The sequence below is a fragment of the Spirulina major PCC 6313 genome (assembly GCF_001890765.1).
Classification (GTDB): Bacteria; Cyanobacteriota; Cyanobacteriia; order Cyanobacteriales; family Spirulinaceae; genus Spirulina; species Spirulina major.
In genome coordinates this window covers 520,407-539,658 of the sequence record NZ_KV878783.1, presented here as the reverse complement: position 1 = coordinate 539,658, position 19,252 = coordinate 520,407, and the positions used below count along the sequence as shown (strand labels likewise).

The 19,252-nt window shown below is 55.2% G+C and carries 12 protein-coding genes and 2 pseudogenes; 5 read left to right on the top strand and 9 right to left on the bottom strand.

Annotated elements, in window-relative coordinates:
• Positions 1–111: 111 nt before the first annotated feature.
• The 4 genes and pseudogenes from hisA to dprA form a co-directional block, all read right to left on the bottom strand.
• Complete coding sequence (gene hisA / locus SPI6313_RS02515; RefSeq protein WP_072619571.1) at positions 112–888, bottom strand: 1-(5-phosphoribosyl)-5-[(5-phosphoribosylamino)methylideneamino]imidazole-4-carboxamide isomerase; 777 nt, start codon at positions 886–888, stop codon at positions 112–114.
• A gap of 124 nt (positions 889–1,012) precedes the next feature.
• Positions 1,013–1,709 (bottom strand): annotated as a pseudogene (gene queC, locus SPI6313_RS24975) (7-cyano-7-deazaguanine synthase QueC).
• Between the two features lie 57 nt (positions 1,710–1,766).
• Positions 1,767–2,935 (bottom strand): annotated as a pseudogene (locus SPI6313_RS24970) (RRXRR domain-containing protein).
• Positions 2,936–3,309: 374 nt separating this feature from the next.
• Entirely contained in the window at positions 3,310–4,473 is a 1,164-nt protein-coding gene (gene dprA / locus SPI6313_RS02495; RefSeq protein ID WP_072619569.1) for a DNA-processing protein DprA, read from the bottom strand.
• Positions 4,474–4,576: 103 nt separating this feature from the next.
• On the opposite strand from dprA, the gene SPI6313_RS02490 reads away from it, so the two are divergent.
• The 3 genes from SPI6313_RS02490 to SPI6313_RS02480 all read left to right on the top strand — a co-directional run bounded on the left by SPI6313_RS02490 (position 4,577) and on the right by SPI6313_RS02480 (position 7,424).
• Positions 4,577–5,665 carry a Fe(3+) ABC transporter substrate-binding protein gene (locus SPI6313_RS02490; RefSeq protein WP_072619568.1) on the top strand — a complete coding sequence of 363 codons (1,089 nt, stop codon included), beginning with the start codon at positions 4,577–4,579 and terminating at the stop codon, positions 5,663–5,665.
• 85 nt (positions 5,666–5,750) lie between these two features.
• On the top strand, positions 5,751–7,001 hold the full coding sequence (gene metK / locus SPI6313_RS02485) for a methionine adenosyltransferase (protein WP_072619567.1): 1,251 nt from the start codon (positions 5,751–5,753) through the stop codon (positions 6,999–7,001).
• Positions 7,002–7,172: 171 nt separating this feature from the next.
• A complete protein-coding gene (locus SPI6313_RS02480) occupies positions 7,173–7,424 on the top strand; it encodes a hypothetical protein (RefSeq protein WP_072619566.1) in 252 nt (83 codons plus the stop codon).
• Here SPI6313_RS02480 and SPI6313_RS02475 read toward each other — a convergent pair.
• The gene (locus SPI6313_RS02475) at positions 7,421–8,860 is read right to left on the bottom strand and encodes an FAD-binding domain-containing protein (RefSeq protein WP_072619565.1); all 1,440 of its coding nucleotides are present in this window, start codon (positions 8,858–8,860) and stop codon (positions 7,421–7,423) included. The genes SPI6313_RS02480 and SPI6313_RS02475 overlap by 4 nt on opposite strands.
• A gap of 290 nt (positions 8,861–9,150) precedes the next feature.
• Here SPI6313_RS02475 and SPI6313_RS02470 point away from each other — a divergent pair, with 290 nt between their 5' ends.
• Positions 9,151–11,325 carry a glutamine synthetase III family protein gene (locus SPI6313_RS02470; RefSeq protein WP_072619564.1) on the top strand — a complete coding sequence of 725 codons (2,175 nt, stop codon included), beginning with the start codon at positions 9,151–9,153 and terminating at the stop codon, positions 11,323–11,325.
• A 333-nt stretch (positions 11,326–11,658) separates the two neighbouring features.
• Here the strand turns inward: SPI6313_RS02470 and SPI6313_RS02465 are convergent, their stop codons facing one another.
• The 3 genes from SPI6313_RS02465 to SPI6313_RS02455 form a co-directional block, all read right to left on the bottom strand.
• Positions 11,659–13,845, bottom strand: a complete 2,187-nt coding sequence (locus SPI6313_RS02465) for an APC family permease (RefSeq protein ID WP_072619563.1) — start codon at positions 13,843–13,845, stop codon at positions 11,659–11,661.
• Between the two features lie 85 nt (positions 13,846–13,930).
• On the bottom strand, positions 13,931–15,682 hold the full coding sequence (locus SPI6313_RS02460; RefSeq protein ID WP_072619562.1) for an ABC transporter permease family protein: 1,752 nt from the start codon (positions 15,680–15,682) through the stop codon (positions 13,931–13,933).
• 79 nt (positions 15,683–15,761) lie between these two features.
• Entirely contained in the window at positions 15,762–16,712 is a 951-nt protein-coding gene (locus tag SPI6313_RS02455) for an ABC transporter ATP-binding protein (RefSeq protein ID WP_072619561.1), read from the bottom strand.
• A 134-nt stretch (positions 16,713–16,846) separates the two neighbouring features.
• Between SPI6313_RS02455 and SPI6313_RS02450 the strand changes: the two genes are divergently transcribed.
• Positions 16,847–17,914, top strand: a complete 1,068-nt coding sequence (locus tag SPI6313_RS02450) for a hypothetical protein (protein WP_072619560.1) — start codon at positions 16,847–16,849, stop codon at positions 17,912–17,914.
• Between the two features lie 172 nt (positions 17,915–18,086).
• On the opposite strand, the gene SPI6313_RS02445 is transcribed toward SPI6313_RS02450, so the two are convergent.
• Positions 18,087–18,980 carry an aldose epimerase family protein gene (locus SPI6313_RS02445; protein ID WP_072619559.1) on the bottom strand — a complete coding sequence of 298 codons (894 nt, stop codon included), beginning with the start codon at positions 18,978–18,980 and terminating at the stop codon, positions 18,087–18,089.
• Positions 18,981–19,252 lie beyond the last annotated feature (272 nt).

Sequence of the window (19,252 nt, the reverse complement as noted above, 5' to 3'; positions counted from 1 at the left end):
CTGAGCATCAAAGAACGAAGTGCAAAAGAGAATATGCAGGCTTGAATTATGACTCGCTTGCACAAGATCCATGCGTATCATTTACCAATATCCAAAACGGACCCATTTCGCTTAGGCAAAGGTGGAAAAATGGCCACCTTGGGGGGGAACATCTTGTAAACGGCCGGGGCCCACGGCTTGAACGGCTTCTTTGAGGTCAATGTCTCCGGTGTAGATGGCGCGACCGATGATCATGCCGGTCACGCCGTCGGGTTCGAGGGCAAGGAGGCTTAAGACATCGGTGAGGGAACTGACACCACCGGAGGCGATGATCGGGAGTTCGATTTGGTGGGCGAGTTCGCGCAGGGCGGTGGTGTTGGGGCCGCTCATGGTTCCGTCGCGGTGAATGTCGGTGTAGATGATGGCGGCGGCTCCGGCGATCGCCATCCGTTGGGCCAGATCGATCGCGTCAATGGTGGAGGTTTCGAGCCAGCCTCGTGTTGCAACTTTGCCGTTGCGGGCATCAATGCCGACGATGATGCGGCCGGGAAATTCGGTGCAGAGGTCTTGGACAAGTTGAGGGTTTTCCACGGCTAGCGTGCCGACGATCGCCCATTGCACGCCGAGATCAAAAATGCGTTGGATCGTGGCGCGATCGCGCAGACCGCCCCCCACTTCGACGGGAATGTTTAAGGCTTGGACGATGGTGGCGATCGCCTCATGATTGACGGTGGCTCCGGTTTTCGCACCATCGAGATCCACCACGTGTAAACGAGTCGCCCCGGCCGCTTCCCAACGCTGGGCAATTTCTAGGGGACTGTCACTAAAGACTTCAGATCGTGTGTAATCCCCTTGGTATAAGCGCACACATTGACCATCAAGGAGATCAATTGCCGGGATAACATCCATAGTTGTGTTTCAGATTCTATTTTTGCAGCATAGCGGAGAATGCTACCTTACCATCATGATTGTTAATGTAAATTCAGAGAAACCACTAGTTTTAGTCATTTGTAATGAAGTCGATTCCGTAGAATCACTGAACTTTTGCCGTGCTGGCCCACTGGGCGTAACCGGCATCGATCAGGGCGCGATCGCGAATTTGGCAGGAATCGCACCGGCCGCAGGGCGTTTCTCCCCCGGCATAGCAAGACCAGGTTAAGGGAATCGGCACGCCCAACCGCACCGCCCGCCGCACAATATCCACCTTGGTATCTTCCACCAACGGGGCCACAAGCTGAATCGGTCGCCCCTCAACCCCCACTTTCGAGGAGAGCCGCGCCAGGTCTTGATAGGCGGCGAGGTAGTCCGGGCGGCAATCGGGATAGCCGGAATAGTCCACCGCATTAATCCCCAGATAGATCGCCTCGGCTCCCTTGGCTTCGGCGAGGGAGAGGGCGAGGGCGATGAAGACGGTGTTACGCCCAGGAACATAGGTGGCGGGGATGGGGGGCGCGATCGCTGCCGTCCTGAGCCAGGGGCGTATCAAGATCCGTCAAGGATGAGCCGCCCCATTGCCCCAAATTCACATCAATCACAAAATGCTCCGTAATCCCCAAATACTCAACCACGGCCTGGGCTGCGAGGAGTTCGCGATCGTGGCGTTGGCCGTAGCGACAGGAAAGGGCGATCGCCTCATAGCCATCGGCTTGGGCCTGGGCGGCGGTGGTGGCCGAATCTAGCCCTCCTGAGACTAAGACGACGGCGCGTTTTTGCGTTGTAGGGGAATTCATCAAAAACTCCTTGTGGAAACCCCCACCTCGCACCGCAGGTGGGGGAGGAAACAAGCGTCAGGCAGCGGGGTTAAATACCCCACTGACTGACAATCTCTGCGGGCAACTGACTAAAATACCCGTGGCGCGATAGAGTAGCTCAACCTTGGCAGCACTAAACTGCCCAATACGCTTCCAAGTGAACCCAGAAACAGAAACTTGCCGAGTTGTATCCCCACTCACATAGCCCACCGAGACGCGACCTGCCATCTCAACCCGCACTAGATCCCCCTTCCGGAATCCATGGCGAGTTACTGTGCCTCCATATTTGCGGCGTAGACCCTTCTGACTGGGAACCATGAGGTGCAGTTGCCTGCGACTGATGGGTGGCCGTTTAATCACCACAAATGGGGCAGATGTAATCTTAACCTCTCCAAACCAAAGATAACCGTGACTGCGTTTCCGGTGGAAGGGACGATACTCGATGAAGTATCCACAGGCTAAAGCGATACCATCTACCGCATGGGTTTGGGGAATTTGTTCTGCTTTGTCCTGAGACTTCTTCAATCCCAGGGTAGAGCGAAGTTGAGCGGTGCCATTGCCATCCTGCTGCCACCCGTAGCGAGTGTAGACGGGGGCAATTTGCTCCATTTTCTCAATGGCGTAGGCTTGCCCCACCATGACCGGAGAGAAACCTTGCCCAGATTTTTGCTCCCTTTCGACCTGAGGTTAAGTCCACGTCGGCGCGAACTTTCTCGTAGCCAATGGTGGCAATGGGGAATAGTTGGGACAACTCCCTGAACAACTCGAAACTCTAGGTCTCGGTTAGCTCGGATACTGGGGGGCACTTTCTGCTGTTTACGGTTGTTAAATCGCTTTTGGCGATGATTTCGTAGCTGGAAGGGTAACTCTCGATTAATCCGCCGACTGCGGCGAGAACGCCGTAGCATTCTGCGATGATCCATCCGTTCACGCACCCTGGGGTAGGGGAGTTCTAGGTGGGACTGGAATAATGTCGCTTGAGCGGATTGAACGGCAATCCCTGAATAGAGTTTGCCGGGATCGACCCCGACCACGATGGGCTGGGTATTACGACCCGATGGCTCCGCTTTTAGGCGCACTACCTTGATCCGTAGATTGGTTTTCACCCATTGGGCCTTGCCCTGCGCTACCCACCGTTGAGCGCGACTACTCTTGGTGGGCATAGCGGGAGTACCATCAGGGTTTTGGACTGGGATGCGTTGCATGGAAGATAATTCCAAAACTACAGGTCTCTTCAGCCAGTGAGTACGGTGTTTCTGGGCTGAACCCACTCCCTGAGATTCCAGGGCCTTACAAATAATCCGATTTAGAGAAGCAACCGGAAGTGTTGCCGTACTAACCTTGGTGGCCTATTCGCAGCTACGACCGGGTTATCTCCGGTCACTCCCCCACCTCAGCGGATGCCAGGTGGGGGTCATTGAACGTTAACTGTAGATCGTGATGACTGGGGATCGGGAAACATTCAAAAACAGGGGAATCAAGACCATTGATCTTGACAGGTTTGGGGTCGTTAACGCTACTGTTGCCAGCCAAAATGATTGGGCGATATTGAGCGATATTGAGCGATCGCACTCCCGGATCACCGCTGGCGGTATTGCTGCCCCGGTAAGCCCGTAATCAGTTCCAACATTTCCAACAGACTCAGCGCCACCAGGGCCTCACTCGCCGTTAACCCACTCTGTTCCATAATCCGATCGAGGGAGGTCGGTTCTGTGCCAATCACCTCAAAGGCTCGGTAACAGTTGGGGGATAAATCCGGCGGCAGCGTCGGGCGAGGGGCCACGACGGGGGGCGAGTCAGGCGGGGAGAAATCCAGCGTTAGTTGATGATCTTGAGGAGAATCCAGCGGCGGAATATCACCCAACTGATCTAACAACGCTCGTTCCCCTAAAATCAACTGCGCCCCGGTGTTCACCAATTCCAAACAGCCGAGGGCTTGGGGATTGTCTAGGGAACCGGGCAGGGTGTAGACATCTCGATTGTATTCGATCGCATACCGCGCCGTAATCAATGCCCCCGATCGCTGGGCGGCTTCCATCACCAACACCGCCCGACTCAACCCGGCAATGATTCGATTGCGGGGCGGGAAATTATGGGCTTCGGGGCGCGTGCCGGGGGGATAGTCGCTGAGGATTAACCCCTGTTCAGCGATGCGATGGTAGAGGGCGGTGTTTTGACGGGGATAGATCACATCAATGCCCGTGCCGAGGACGGCGATCGTTCGACCGCCAGCGTTGAGACAGGCTTCATGGGCCACCGCATCCACCCCCAGCGCGAGACCCGACACGATGGTAAAGCCTCGGCAGGTGAGGGCGCGGCTGATCCGGGCTGTCCAGCGGTGGCCGTAGTCGGTGATGTTGCGGGTGCCGACGATCGCGATCGCGGGTTTGCGGCCCTGATTTTCGAGCCTATTCACCTGACCACGATAATATAAGACCGGGGGTAAATTCGGAATCTCTTGCAATAGGTAGGGGTAATCTGGATCGGCGGGTGTCCAAAACTTCACCTGGGCGCGATCGCAGTCTTCCAGCAGTTGTTCCGGTTCAAGCTGGGCCCGCGCCGTGGTGATACTCTCCAAGAGCTTGGGTCCAACCCCCTGCACGGCTTGCAATGCCGCACTTTGGGCCCGCCACGCCTCCCCCAACGAGCCAAACTCCGTTTGCAGGCGTTGCACCAGCAGCGGCCCGACTCCCCGCACCCGTGACCACGCCAGCCAATACATCCGTTCCTGTTCTTGCGCCATTGTTCCCCTCAGACAGTGTGAGAAAAATTTTCAGTGATTAATTGAGAATTAGTATCATTAACGCTACAATGAATTCTCGTTCCCATTCGTTTATTACCCTAGTATGAAATTCTGTTCTCGTTCGTCCGTTGCGGTTGCCTTATCAGCCATTGCTATGGGGGCGATCGCCGCCTGCTCCCCCACCACCAGCCAAGACACCACCAATTCAACGGATGCCGCCGACTCCGGCGACAGCACTGAAGCCGTTGTTAACCTCTACTCCTCGCGCCACTACGACAGCGATGACGAACTCTATGCCGCCTTTACCGAAGAAACCGGCATCGAAGTGAATCTGATCGAAGGCAAAGAAGAAGAACTCATTGAACGGATCAAAAGTGAAGGGGACAACAGCCCCGCCGATGTGCTGATGACCGTGGATGTGGGCAACCTCTGGCGGGCCCAAGAAGCCGGGATTCTCCAGCCCATCGAATCCGAAGCCCTCACCACTGCCATTCCCACCAACTTCCGCGATGATGCCAACGAATGGTTTGCCCTCACCAAACGGGCACGGGTGATCATCTACAACCCTGACGAGGTTGATCCCTCGGAACTGTCCACCTATGAAGCCCTCGCCGCACCGGAATGGGCGGGCCGGGTCTGTATTCGCAGTTCAAGCAATATCTACAATCAATCCTTAGTAGCCGCTAAAATTGCCGAACTCGGAGAAGACAAAACCCTGGCATGGATTGAAGGCGTGGTGGCGAATTTTGCCCGTGAACCGGAAGGCAACGACACCGCCCAAATTCAAGCCGTAGCATCGGGGGTCTGTGATGTGGCGATCGCCAACACCTACTATGTGGGCCGTTTGATGCGATCTGAAGACCCCGCCGATCAAGACGTGGTGAGCAATATCGCTGTTTTCTTCCCCAACCAAGAGAGCGGCGGGGCCCATGTCAATATCAGCGGCGCAGGGGTGGCGGTGAACGCGCCGAACAAAGAGAATGCGATCGCCTTCCTTGAATTCCTCGTCACCCCCGAAGCCCAACAACTCTTCGCCGACGGCAACAATGAATATCCCGTCGTTGAATCCGTCACCGCCAACGAAGTCGTTCGCAACCTCGGCGACTTCAAAGCCTCCGACCTCAACGTCGAACAATACGGCGAACTCAACCCCAAAGCCGTCCAACTCATGGACAAAGCCGGCTGGAAATAGCCTCAATCTAGGGGACATTATCTAGTCCCCTGACCCTGCAAAGGTTAAGATAAATTGCAATCAGTCGCAGGAGAAGGAAACCACGTTGGCTCGTCGTTATTTATTTACTTCAGAATCTGTCACCGAAGGGCATCCCGACAAAATCTGTGATCAAATCTCTGACACGATTTTAGATGCCCTCTTGACCCAAGATGAACGCAGCCGCGTGGCTGCCGAAGTGGTCGTCAATACCGGACTTGTCTTGATCACAGGGGAAATCTCATCCCAAGCGAATGTCAACTACATTGACCTCGCTCGCCAGAAAATCGCAGAAATTGGCTACACCGATGCCAACAACGGCTTCTCCGCCAATAGCTGCTCTGTGCTAATCGCCCTTGATGAACAGTCCCCCGACATTGCCCAAGGCGTGACCTCCGCCCAAGAACAACGGGACGAACTCAGCGAAGACGAACTTGATGCGATCGGAGCCGGTGATCAGGGGTTGATGTTTGGCTATGCCTGCAACGAAACCCCCGAACTGATGCCGATGCCGATTAGCCTCGCGCACCGGATTTCCCGTCAACTCACCGCTGTCCGTAAAAGTGGTCAACTGCCCTACCTCGGCCCCGACGGCAAAACCCAAGTCAGTGTCACCTACGAAGATGGCAAGCCCGTTGGGATTGACACAATTTTAATCTCGACACAGCACACCGAAACCATCGGTGAGTTAACCGATAACGATGCCATTCAAGCCAAAATCAGAGCCGACTTGATTGAAAGCGTCATCCAACCCGTGTTTGCGGATATTGCCGTTAAACCCACGGAAGAAACCCGCTATCTCGTCAATCCCACGGGCAAGTTTGTCATTGGGGGCCCCCAAGGGGATTCCGGCCTCACTGGGCGCAAAATTATCGTCGATACCTACGGCGGCTATTCCCGTCATGGCGGCGGGGCGTTTTCCGGCAAAGACCCGACCAAGGTGGACCGCTCGGCGGCCTATGCCTGTCGTTATGTGGCGAAAAATATCGTCGCGGCGGGTTTGGCGGAAAAATGTGAAGTTCAAGTGAGTTATGCGATCGGGGTGGCGCGGCCCGTGAGTATCTTAGTAGAAACGTTTGGGACGGGGAAAGTGGATGAGGATATTCTGTTGGACTTGGTGAAACGCCATTTTGAACTGCGTCCGGCGGGAATTATCCAAACCTTTAACCTGCGACAACTACCGGCCCAACGGGGCGGACGGTTCTATCAAGATGTGGCGGCCTATGGTCATTTGGGGCGGACGGATCTTGATCTGCCCTGGGAAAAAACCGATAAGGCGGCTCTTTTGAAGTCAGAAGCCTTGGCGGTGCAGGCGTAGCGCATAGCCTGTGCATGTTTCCTTGTCTTGGCAAGCCGAACCCTGAGTCCTCAGAGTTCGGCTTGTTTTTTTTCATATTGTCTTAAGGAGAGTGGCCCTATTTCTTCACAGGTTTTTCACAGCTTATTTTTACAGTGAGATTGTCGCAATTTTTCTTGCCAAGGGTTTCTTATGTTGCACACCATCAATTCCCCGGAACTCAATCAACGCCTGCAACATCTTGAACTGCTGCATGATCTTTATCATCGCATTGCAGATATTGGTGAGATTACGCCTGAACAAGCGGCAATTCTTCAGCATCTGCGTCAAGAAGATACCCTCAGCGAAGAAGCCCGTGTCATGGTTGACCGAATTTTTTACCATTTGCGGCGTAAACATCGCACCATTCATCCTCGTTATTGCTCGGTTCAGCAGGATTCTTAAGGGGATTCGCTGGATTGTTTGGCCGTTTTATACAGGTGTTTGAAGGTGCGTTGCTGAATGGCATGATCCACGATGGGTGATGGATAGCCACAGGCGAGGCGTTCTAAGGGCGAGATCTGACCTGTGATTAGGGGTTCGGGATCGAGCGATCGCAACTCCTCCACCCATTGCCGCACATAGTCCCCGTCGGGATCGAACTTTTTCGCTTGACTGCTGGGGTTGAAAATCCGTAACGGTTTCGGGTCCATCCCACTGGATGCGCTCCACTGCCACCCGCCGTTATTGGAGGCTAAATCTCCATCCACTAAGGTTTGCATAAAGTATTTTTCGCCCCAACGCCAATCAATGATCAGGTCTTTGGTGAGAAAACTGGCGACAATCATCCGACAGCGGTTGTGCATCCAGCCGGTTTGATTTAACTGTCGCATCGCTGCATCCACAATCGGATAGCCGGTTCGCCCCTCACACCAGGCTTGAAACTGCTCGCGGTTATTTTGCCAGGGAAAATCGCGAAATGGGGCGCGATAGGGCCCTTCGGCGAGTTCGGGGAAGAAGTAAAGGGCGTGGTGATAGAATTCCCGCCAGGCAAGTTCCTGTTGCCAGGTTTGGATGTTGGTACGGTGTTCGTCGGAGCGGGCGGCAGCGTACTGCGTTTGGGTAGCGTGCCAGATGGTGCGAATGCCGATCGCGCCGAATTTGAGGGCGGCGCTGAGTTGGGATGTACCGGGATCGGCGGGATAGTTGCGGCGTTCGTCGTAGCTGGCCAGGGCGCGATCGCAAAATTCCTCCAACCGCTCCAGGGCCGCTGTTTCCCCCGGTTCCACGGGAAAACCGTTCTCCCAGATAAACCCTAATTCAGCAGCGGTGGGCAGGGGAACGACTCCGGCAGCGGTGGCGATCGCATCCTCGGCCGCCGTGAGTCCCTGGAGATCCGTCACTGTCGGGCAGGGTTCGGCCTTGGGCTGCGATCGCCAAGTTTTCCAAAACGGGCCATAGACCGTATAGGGGCTGCCCGCCTTGGTGAGCACTTGACCTGGTTCACAAAGGAGGTGATCCCACACCGTTTGCACCGGAATATTGGCAGCGGCCAGGGCCTGGCGGAGGGTGCGATCGCGCTCCCTCCCATCAGGTTCCACCTCCTCCGTCCACACCACCCCCGCCGCCCCCAACGTCACCGCCAACCGCACCACCGCCGTCTGGGGCGACTCCCGCAAAATCAGCAACTGACTCCCCACCGCCTGATAGCGTTGCGCCAACGCCGCCAAACACCCCACCAAATACGCCACCCGCGCCGGAGCCACATCATCCCGCCCCAAAATCCCCGGATCAAAACAAAACAGCCCCACAACCTGACGGCTCCTCTGCCGCGCCACCTGCAAACCCAGATGGTCACTCAACCGCAAATCACGCCGATGCCACAATAAAATTAACCCCATAGTTACCCTCAATTCTGTTCTCAAATCCGGGGGGGGTGCGATCGTCACGTCATCGGGCAGCCCACCCCCCGCATGATTCGGTTCACCCCTCAACGTCACAGGATCACCACAACCAACCCCCGATCATCATAGCCGTTCGTGATTCTTCAAGAATTGCCACACCCCCATCACCTCAGGCGTTTGATCGATAGGGTCGCAGCATCCCCCCGCATTTTGTATCTCTAATGCCCGTTTTACACAACCGCTTTTAGTACCATCTACTGCACTAGTCTCTCCAGGTAACAAGATTTATGAGCGGAAATACAGTTCGGGCCCAAGCCATCCATCAAATCACCAATCGCACCCCCCTGCCCTCTAAACCCCCAGAACGCCTGGAAGACATTTGGGCTGAGAACGTGTTTGACCTGACTAAAATGCAGGCAACCTTACCGAAGGTGGTGTTTAAATCCATTAAAAACACCATTGTGACGGGAGAAAAGTTAGACCCCTCCATTGCCGACACCGTGGCCACCGCGATGCGGGATTGGGCCTTAGCACGCGGAGCACTCTACTATGCCCACGTTTTCTATCCCATGACCAACTTGACCGCCGAAAAGCACGACGGCTTCATCTCGGTGCAAGGGGACGGCAAAGTCATTTCCGAATTCTCCGGCAAAGTGTTAGTGCAAGGGGAACCCGATGGTTCCTCGTTCCCGAACGGGGGGATTCGCGGCACCTTTGAAGCACGGGGCTATACCGCTTGGGATGTCACCAGTCCGGCCTATGTGATGGAAACGGATAACGGGGCAACGCTCTGCATCCCCACGGTTTTTGTCTCTTGGACGGGGGAAGCCCTCGATAAGAAAGTGCCGCTGCTGCGCTCCATTGCCGCCATGGATAAAGCAGCGCGAAAAGTGTTGAAGCTGTTGGGCTGTGATCAGGTGGCTCATGTCAACTCTAGCTGCGGGGCGGAACAAGAATATTTCCTCGTGGATGCGAATTTTGCCAGCCAACGCCCGGATCTGCTCTTGGCGGGTCGAACCTTATTCGGGAAACCGCCGGCGAAGGGGCAAGAGTTTGATGACCATTACTTTGGAGCGATTCCCAATCGCGTTCAGGTCTTCATGCAGGATGTGGAAGAGAAAATGTATAAGCTGGGGATTCCGGCGAAAACGCGCCATAACGAGGTTGCGCCGGGCCAGTTTGAGATCGCGCCCTTTTTTGAAGCGGCGAACGTGGCGAGCGATCATCAACAACTGACGATGACGATCCTGAAGCAGACGGCGAAAAAGCATGGGTTCATGTGTCTGCTCCATGAAAAACCCTTTGCGGGGATTAACGGCTCTGGGAAGCACGTCAACTGGTCGGTGGGTAATGCTACCCAAGGGAATTTGCTTGATCCGGGCGATTCTCCCCATGAAAATGCGCAGTTTTTGGTGTTCTGTGGGGCGGTGATCCGTGGGGTGCATAAGTACGGGCCGCTGATGCGGGCGGCGATCGCAACGGCTAGCAATGACCACCGCTTAGGGGCGAATGAAGCTCCCCCGGCGATCATGTCCGTTTATCTCGGCTCCCAACTCGAAGAGGTGTTTGAGCAAATCAAAACCGGAACGGTGACGGAATCGAAGCATAAAGGGGTGATGGATCTGGGGATTGCCGTCGTGCCTCCCTTGAGTAAGGATGCGGGCGATCGCAACCGCACCTCCCCCTTCGCCTTCACCGGCAACCGCTTTGAATTCCGCGCCGTCGGCTCCAATCAATCCGTGTCCGGCCCCCTCGTCGTCCTCAATACGATGTTGGCCGAATCCTTAGACTGGATCGGGAATCGCCTTGAAAGCGAACTCTCCACCGGCATGGACTTAAGCACGGCCATCATCACCGTCCTCAAAGATGTGATGGAAGCCCATGGCTCTGTGATTTTTGGCGGTAACGGATATTCAGAAGAGTGGCATAAAATGGCCGTCGAAGAGCGGGGCCTCGCCAACCTGCCCACCACCGCCGACGCTCTCCCCTACCTCCGCGCTGAGTTTGTGCAGGATCTGTTTGCTAAAACAGGGGTGCTGACTCCCGTGGAACTGGAAAGCCGCTTTGAGGTCTATGCCGAGCAATACATTCTGTCCATTGAAGTGGAAGCAAAACTGGTGATTGACATAGCCAAAACCCGCATCTACCCGGCGGCGTTGGACTATCTTTCTCAGTTGTCCACAACGATGACGAACTTAACCAGTCTCGGCATCACCCTAGACAAAGGCAGTGCAGAGGCGATCGCCACCCTCACCAACTCCATGATGGCCGCCGTGGAAGAGTTGAGCACCGCTCTCGCCAAGCATGACATCGGCTCCACCGAAGAGCACATGCAATATTGCGCCACCACCATTCGTCCCCTGATGGATCAAGTGCGTGAATGTGCCGATTCCTTAGAAGGACTGGTGGCCGATAGCTTCTGGCCCCTGCCCACCTATGAAGAAATGCTCTTCATCAAATAAACCCGTTTCTTCAAGAGTCGAACGATAAAAATCATCACCATTATGCTGGGGAGACTGCTCTCCCCAGCATTCTTTTGTCGTGGCCGTACCCTGAATTCCGAAAATAGTGCGGGAGTCTGAAAGCCCCGTCAATTGATTGCGGGGATGAAATCGGCATCGGGCTGAGTCGATAGTGAAGCGGTTTTGTATGCTGCGCCTTGGACTAACTACCGTGGGGCACAGGGGAAGTTATCCGCTTGGGGAGATTAGACCTCTGGCGGGGTTAGAGCAATCCGGCTCGGTTAAGTCCGGTCGATGAACCAAGAATCCCCGTCGCTGTCTTCGCGGGGAGTGTCAACATATGCTTTCTGTCAGGATTTCCTCAAAGGCAAAATCGGGAGCAGCGAGGACAAAAAGAGTAGTAGGGAGGCCGATGGTGCGGGCTTGGAGGCTTTCGTAATAGGTCGTGAATGATTGTTTGGTGGGCTTGGCCATGCCGAGAAAGATCAGATCGGTCTCTTGGGAAGACGCATGGAGAATTTCCGGGAACGATCGCCCCTCAGCAATCAAGATTTGCGGAATTGCCCCCAATCGCAGACCCGCCAAGAGATTATCCAGGTTTTCATGGGCAGCCTTGGCCGCATCATGATCCGGAACCACGAGGTTTACGTAAATATCCGCATCACGCCAATTCACATTACTGCGCAGCAGATAGGCCAGCAAGAGCATCAAACTGCCGTTCGCTTGCAGCCCCCCCCACCACACATCAATGCGTTGCCGTTGCCCAAAGCTGCGATCGCGATTCTCCCGCAAAATAATCAAACTCCGTTTTGCCAAGTGAATCGCCCGCAGCATTTCACAATAGGCCTCCCGTCGTTCCACGGCCTCGCTATCACCTAAAATCACCGTATTGGGCATGATTGAACCTAACCCGTAGGCTTCCACCAATTGCTTCGCCCCGTCAAACGGGTTATCAGCGGTGATCAAACGAACAAGGGCCTGCACACCCTGGCGTTCGAGATAATCCTGTAGCCGGTCTTCAATTTCAATTTGTTGGGCCATATCCCGCGAGCCACTGGGGAGAATACTCGCCACGGTGATTAAGCCGCGTTTGTGGGTGAAGCCATCGGCTAGTTCAATCAACGACCAGCGTTTGCTCGGAATGCCTGACAGGACGAGGGCATGGGGTCGCCAGTTTTTCGGGTCTTCCTGCTGCCCCATTTGAAAAATCCCTTCCCGCAGCAATGCCATCCACATCCCCCGCCGCACATCGCCCCAGGTGGTCATCAATTCCCGCTGTTGTAACCAGACGTAAATCCCTAGCACGATCAAGGCTGCGATCGCCGTTGCCACCGCATTGATCAAAAACATCACCACCAAACACCCCAAGGCCCCCACCATCGACAGCAGCCAAGGAACCCGAAAGGCGGGACGAAAGGAGGGACTTTGTAAAAAACCTTCAATGCCCGCCGCCACGTTGAGGATCGCATAGGTGGTGAGGAAAAACATCGTCAGGATTGGGGCGATCAAGTTGAGATCTCCCACACAAACCGCCGCCACCGCTACACCGAGGGTCACCGCTGTACCGATGCGCGGTTCGTCTTCTTTGCCGCTGCCATGGCCGAGGGCATTGAGCCAATGGGGTAACACACCATCGCGGGCGATCGCTTGCAGCACCCTCGGCGCTCCTAAAATACTCCCGATCGCACTACTCAACGTCGCCCCCCACACCCCCAACAGAATCGCTGGCCCCCAAAACGCCATCTGCTGCATGATCAAGGGGTTCTCAATCAAGGTCTGGCTATCGGCGCGAAAGGCCAAAATCAGCGGCAATCCCATATAGATCACATAGCCCGTCCCCACAGCGGCCAAGGTTCCCAACGGAATCGAGCGCGTCGGATCTTTTAAATCCCCCGACATACTCACCCCGGCCATAATCCCCGTCACCGCCGGAAAAAACACCGCAAACACCACCCAAAAGGGTTCCCCGTTCCGATTCCACAGTTCCACTGTCGTCGGTTCGACCGCATGGCCAAACCCAAAGGAAATCAGGGACAGCACGATCGCTGCCATGATGAAATATTGGGCCCGAATCGCAATGCTGGCGGAGGTTAAGGCCAAAACCGCCACTAAAATCGTCGTGATCAGCGCCACATAGGTTTGATTGAGAAATGGAAAGGTTTGGGCGAGGCTTTCGGCAAAACCGAGGGTGTAGAGAGCGACGGAGAGGGCCTGGGCAAAGTAGAGGGGAATGCCCACTGCGCCGCCGGTTTCAATCCCCAACGAGCGGCTAATCATATAGTAAGCTCCGCCCACCCGAATGACGCGATCGGTGGCGATCGCACTCACTGACAGCGCCGTAATAAAAGTAATCCCCGTCGATAGCGTCACGATCAGCAACGTCCCCAGCAGGCCCACATTCCCCACCACCCAACCAAACCGGAGGTACATAATCACCCCCAGAATCGTCAAAATCGAGGGAGTATAGACACCGCCAAAGGTACCGAGGCCGGTTTTTTCGTCAGGAGAAGTTACGGTCATAGATCACAAAACAGGATGGGGACAGGGTAGAAGCACCCTTCAAAAAACGATCAACACGCCCAGGTTCGACACCCGTTGATGTCTTTCAGGATACCCCACCCCTCCGGGTGGTGTGCAGATCCACATCCGTTGCGGTTGAGGTACGTCCTCGGAGACGGTGACGGGGTTGAGGGGTGGCGGCATCGAGGGTGAAGACGGCTTGCCAGTCGGATTGGCCCCAAAACCGCAATTGACGACTCATGGATATTGCACCGATGCAAAACGCGATACTATCCAGCACCACGATCGCAATCAGATACAGTTCTTCTTGCCCATATTGAGACGTTAACGCACTGATCAGCCCCAGGCCCAGCATGATTGTGAGTGGGCAGGTGCCAAAAAAGATGAGGAGATTCACCGCGAGGGGATTTTTAAGGGACGTGGGCCATAGTAAGGTGACGTAGGAGAGCAGGGTATAGGTAAACAGCCACAGGGTCGTCATGGTAGCAGCGATAAGGATGTCCTCTAGGTCGGCAGAATCGAACTGGGTGGCGAGGACAGGCACGAGAACGAGGAGGCTGCCCATGGCGAGAACAACCATGAGGTTGGGACTATGTTCGCCGATCAGTAAATCTCGGATTAAGGAGCGGCGATGCTCGAACTCATGACGATATCGCGCCCAGTCGATCAGGGGTTGGCGTTGGGGACAGGTGGACCCCATGACGATCAGCATTAGGGCAACAACATAGACCATCCAACACCACAGTTGTGCTTGGCGGTTGAAGGGGGAGGATTGGGTAAACTCTGACCAGCAGAAGCCAAGCCAGATCAGGTTAAAACCGGCAAAGATGCCATAGGCTTGGGTCTTTGTCCAAACGGTGGTGCTGGGGTTGCGAACGCGACGAATGAGGGCGCGATCGCACCAATAGAGGCAAAATCCGGCATGGAGCAACATCAGCCCCAGAAAAAGGGTCTCAACCTGGCCAATGGGGAGGCCAAACCACGTCCAATCTAAGAGAGGGCCGTGGTGGAAGGGAATGCGGTCTAGGAGTTGGTTTTGCTCTGTACCTTGCCGGTTCAAGATGAAGGGCAGGATGGTCGATGGACACCAGAATTTGATCCACCGCATCAGGGTCGGGGCATCGTATTCAACGGGAACATAGTTCAGAAAGGCAAGCAGGGCGCAACTGACACCACTGACGAGCCAAGCTTCGAGGCCGGTGAGGGTGTTACTGAGGGTGATGGCCAGGAGGGCGATGTGGAAGTAGACGGCGGTGAGCAGGGCGAGGGCGAGGTAAAAACTGACGATCGCTTTGATCCCAAGGTGTCCCTGAAGTGCAAACCAGAGATGAAAGGGAAAATTAAGCGCGATCGCCCCATAGAGCAAGCTGGGCACGCCGAGGATTTTTCCCCAAACGATGGTGCGGGTGGATTGGGGGCTGAAGAGAATAAAGTTGATTGTACCTTGGCGTTTTTCTTTCGCTAAATCGCTGATCAACAGATACATGCCGCCACCGATGAGCAGAAACATAATCCCCACCGCAATCCACAAAAAGGTTAATTGATTCGCCTGAAGCCACCATTGCGACAGGTCAATCCACTGTTCTGGGCATTGATCATCGATGATCTGCGAGGGGGGAAAATCAGCGGGCATGGGGCAATAAATTGACGTGGTGAGAATATAGCTCGGTGCCATGCCGATCAGGGCGATCAGGGTCAGGGCTTGGGCGAAGATCAGGAAACCGGCGATCGTGAGGAGCGATCGCACCGTTAACCGGCCTTTCAATTCCCGGAACAGTTGGGGGTTGGTGTCCCCGATGCGGTCAATGGCGGTATCAAGGAGGGTGCTTAAGGTCATGGTGTTAATGGGTGAAGGACTAGGGGGCAAGGGGATTAAACCCCTTGTTGCTTATAGTGGCGATACATCCCGCAAGGGTTTAGGACACCTGTTGATGACCCAGTTTGAAAAAGAGACTTTCGAGGCTGTCTTGGGTGGGGGTAAAGGTGCTGATCGGCAGGCCGTGTTGCACGAGGTCGCGCAGCAGTGCCGCCGCATCGTCGGGATTGCCGGAAAAGTCCACCCGCAGGGCCCGTTCATCCGATTCTAATTCCCACCGCACGACCTGGGGATGGTCACGAATAGCGGCGATCAAGGCGGCGCGATCGCGCTGGGTGGCAATCACAAGCTGCTGATGGCCCAGACGGTGATACAGATCCGCCAAGGACGCACTTTCCACTAAACAGCCCAATTCCATCACCCCAATCGAGGTACAGAGTTCGGCCAAATCACTCAATACATGGGAAGAAATCACGATCGTCATCCCGGCGGCTTGCAGGGTTTTAATACTCGAACGGAATTGCCGCCGGGCGATCGGGTCAAGGCCGGACACGGGTTCATCCAGAAACAGGATCAGCGGTTCATGGATGATTGTCCGGGCGAGGCTGAGGCGTTGTTTCATCCCCCGCGAGAGGGTGGCGATGCGGCTGTGGCGTTTGGTGTGGAGTTGGACGAGTTCAAGGACTTCGTAGAGGCGACGGCGGCGGGGGGTGGCGCGGAGGTTGTAGAGGCGGGCGAAATAGTCGAGGTAGTCCCAGACGGTGAGGTCATCGTAGACGGGGAAATCATCGGGGAGGTAGCCGATCCGTTGTTTGAGGATGGGGTTATCGTGGTTGAGTTGGAGGCGATCGCCATCAATAAAAATCTCTCCTTTCGTCGGGGCTTCGGCCGCCGCCAACATCCGAATCAGCGTCGTTTTCCCGGCTCCATTGGGGCCGATCAACCCGTACACGTCCCCCGCGTTGATGTCGAGGTCTACTTCATTAACAGCCACATGGCGATCAAAGCGTTTCGTGAGTCCATCGGTGCGAATAGCAGAAGAGTTGGGCATAGTGAACCAGACAATGCAGCATTAAAACAGTTCCTCAGTGCGATCGCTCCCCATTCCGTATCCGGCCCGAACGTGGTGATTCCTTTTAAAATGGAGAGCGACTGGTTTGCCCCTCGCCTCCTCGTTGTAGTCCTATGCGTCTTCACCACAAAATTCTGTTAGCCCTAGCGGGCGTTGGCCTGCTGATTGCCCTGGGTTTCAATGTCCTGACGAAATCGGGGAGTGAAGCGATCGCCGCCCCCTGTGAATATGACCCCGCCGCCTATGTCGGCCTCAATCCTGACAGCCTCAGCCGCGAACTCGAAACCCGCGGCCTAATCGGCGAAATCCACGGCGTGAACTCCCCCCTGAATATGGCCGTGCTATCGGTGCGGGAGCCGGAAAACTTTTTCAGCCATCAAGAATTTTCCGTGGTTGCCGCCAATGACACCGTACAAACCCAATTGAATGCACTCCATCGCCATGACCGGGTGTGCCTCCAAGGAACCGCCCTCAAAAACCCCAGCCCTCAGCCCCATATCCGCGTTGAGCAGGTGCAGGTGTTGGGAACCTGGGACGGGTTAGCCGCAGAAGAAGACTATGAGTATGAGATGGACTTGCCCGCCTTACTGCGCGACACGACCGAACAGGTGGGGATTGTCCATGCGATCGCAGCCGGTGGAAAAATTTTGGTGATGGGCTTTGGGGATGCGATCGCGCCCCTCGTCGTCACTGACCCCCAATGGACAGCAGATCTCTATCGCGGCGACATCATCCGCGTCCATTATCAAATCCAAGCCCAGCCCAACCAGCCGCCCCATCTACGGCTTGATCCTGCCGTCGCTGCCCCCGTAGAAGTGGTAGATGCGATCGCCGCCAAACACGGTCAACTCGCCACCCTCACCGGCTCTCTCGTCAAATTTCCCCAAAGCCCCCAACTCAAATTTGATGTCTACGGCCTCGATGTCGCCACCGACGACATCCACCGCATCTTCACCCTGATCAACTTCAGCGACATGGACACCTTCACCGCCCTACGCGAACGACTCGCCCAACTCTGGGACGCCCAAGCCGACACCGCCCAGCGCGATCGTAACTCCCTGAGCAACCCCAACATCACCCTCACCGCCACCGGAACCATTAACGTCATCTCCCCCGACCAAGCTAACCCCCAACTCCTGATCGACACCGTCAACGACATCACCCCCACGCCCGCCACCTAAAACACCCATTGCAAGGGTTTTCTCCCCTGAAATGAAATCACCCTGCTTTTTTCCTTGCAAGCTCCGAAATTACCGCACAGCAGGGCACTCCGACTCTCACCTTCAACTTTTGTCAGTCAACCAGCATTCCGTAGTGCAAACATCTTGCCCGCTAGGTGGTTAGAGGCTGACATTATTTCGCGGCAGGTTCGGGGGGTTTGAGATAGCTGACGGTGAACTCGACGGAGGCTTGGCAGGATTGGCCGGGGTCGAGGTAGACGAGCTTGTCTTTGCTGTTGAGGGCGTTGCGGGGGGCACTCCAGGGTTCGAGGCAGCAGTAGTCTTTACCCTTAACCGTCCAAAAGACGAGGGTGGAATAGATATCGGAATAGCGCATTGTTAATTTGACGTTATGCCGATGGTTGGTCATGCTTGCTGTGGGGCGTTGGACGGGGAAAAGCGCCATATCGACTTCGTCGGCATCAACGTCAAAACTGCCGGAAAAACTGCCCATGGTTTGGGTGATGTGGTCTTGTTTTTGGGGGGCGGGAATGTCGAAGCTGAGTCGTTTTTTATCTTTCACTTCAAAGTAGGGATGTAGGCCGGTGGCGAAGGGCATCACATCATCGGAATGATTGATAAAGAGTTGATTGATTTTGAGGGAATTGCCTTTGAGGAGGTAGGTGAATTGGAGTTCAAAATCAAAGGGGTATTGGGCGCGGGTTTGCTCGGTGCTGCGGAGGATGAGGACGAGTCCTGCGCCGTCGGAGGTAATACGATCGCTCACGTCCCAGGACAGATCACGGGCAAAGCCATGCTGCTTGAGGTGATAAGACTTACTTTTGTGGACGTAGAGATCGTTGGGTAAATTGCCACAGATGGGGAACAGAATCGGGATGCCACCGCGAATGCTGAGGCTCGGATCGGCAAAGCGATCGCGATCGAAATAGAGAAAGTTTTGCCCCTGAATCCGCCATGCTGTAATAATTCCGCCCCGTTCAGGCACCACTTCTAAGCGGGCTTGGGCCGATTGATCCGACAAAATATAGGTGGGATATAACTCTTGTTTCAGCGCAATGGTAAACATGGCGTTTTTTGTTCCTCACACACAACACAGCGATGGACACCGCCCCCAGCCTGGGACTTCGGCTGAAAACGAGATTGGGTTTTCAGTTGACGGTTTGGGGTGATCCCATTTTGTCATTGACCTGGGATCTTTGGCCGTCCTTTTTTAAAACTTGTGATCACAATCACCCTGGCAAAATCCTGATATCAATCTCACGAGGGAAAAATCCGGATATGCTGAATCTGTACAGGAAACTACTCAGGGTGCTTGTCCTATGATCCACTCACTGGTCA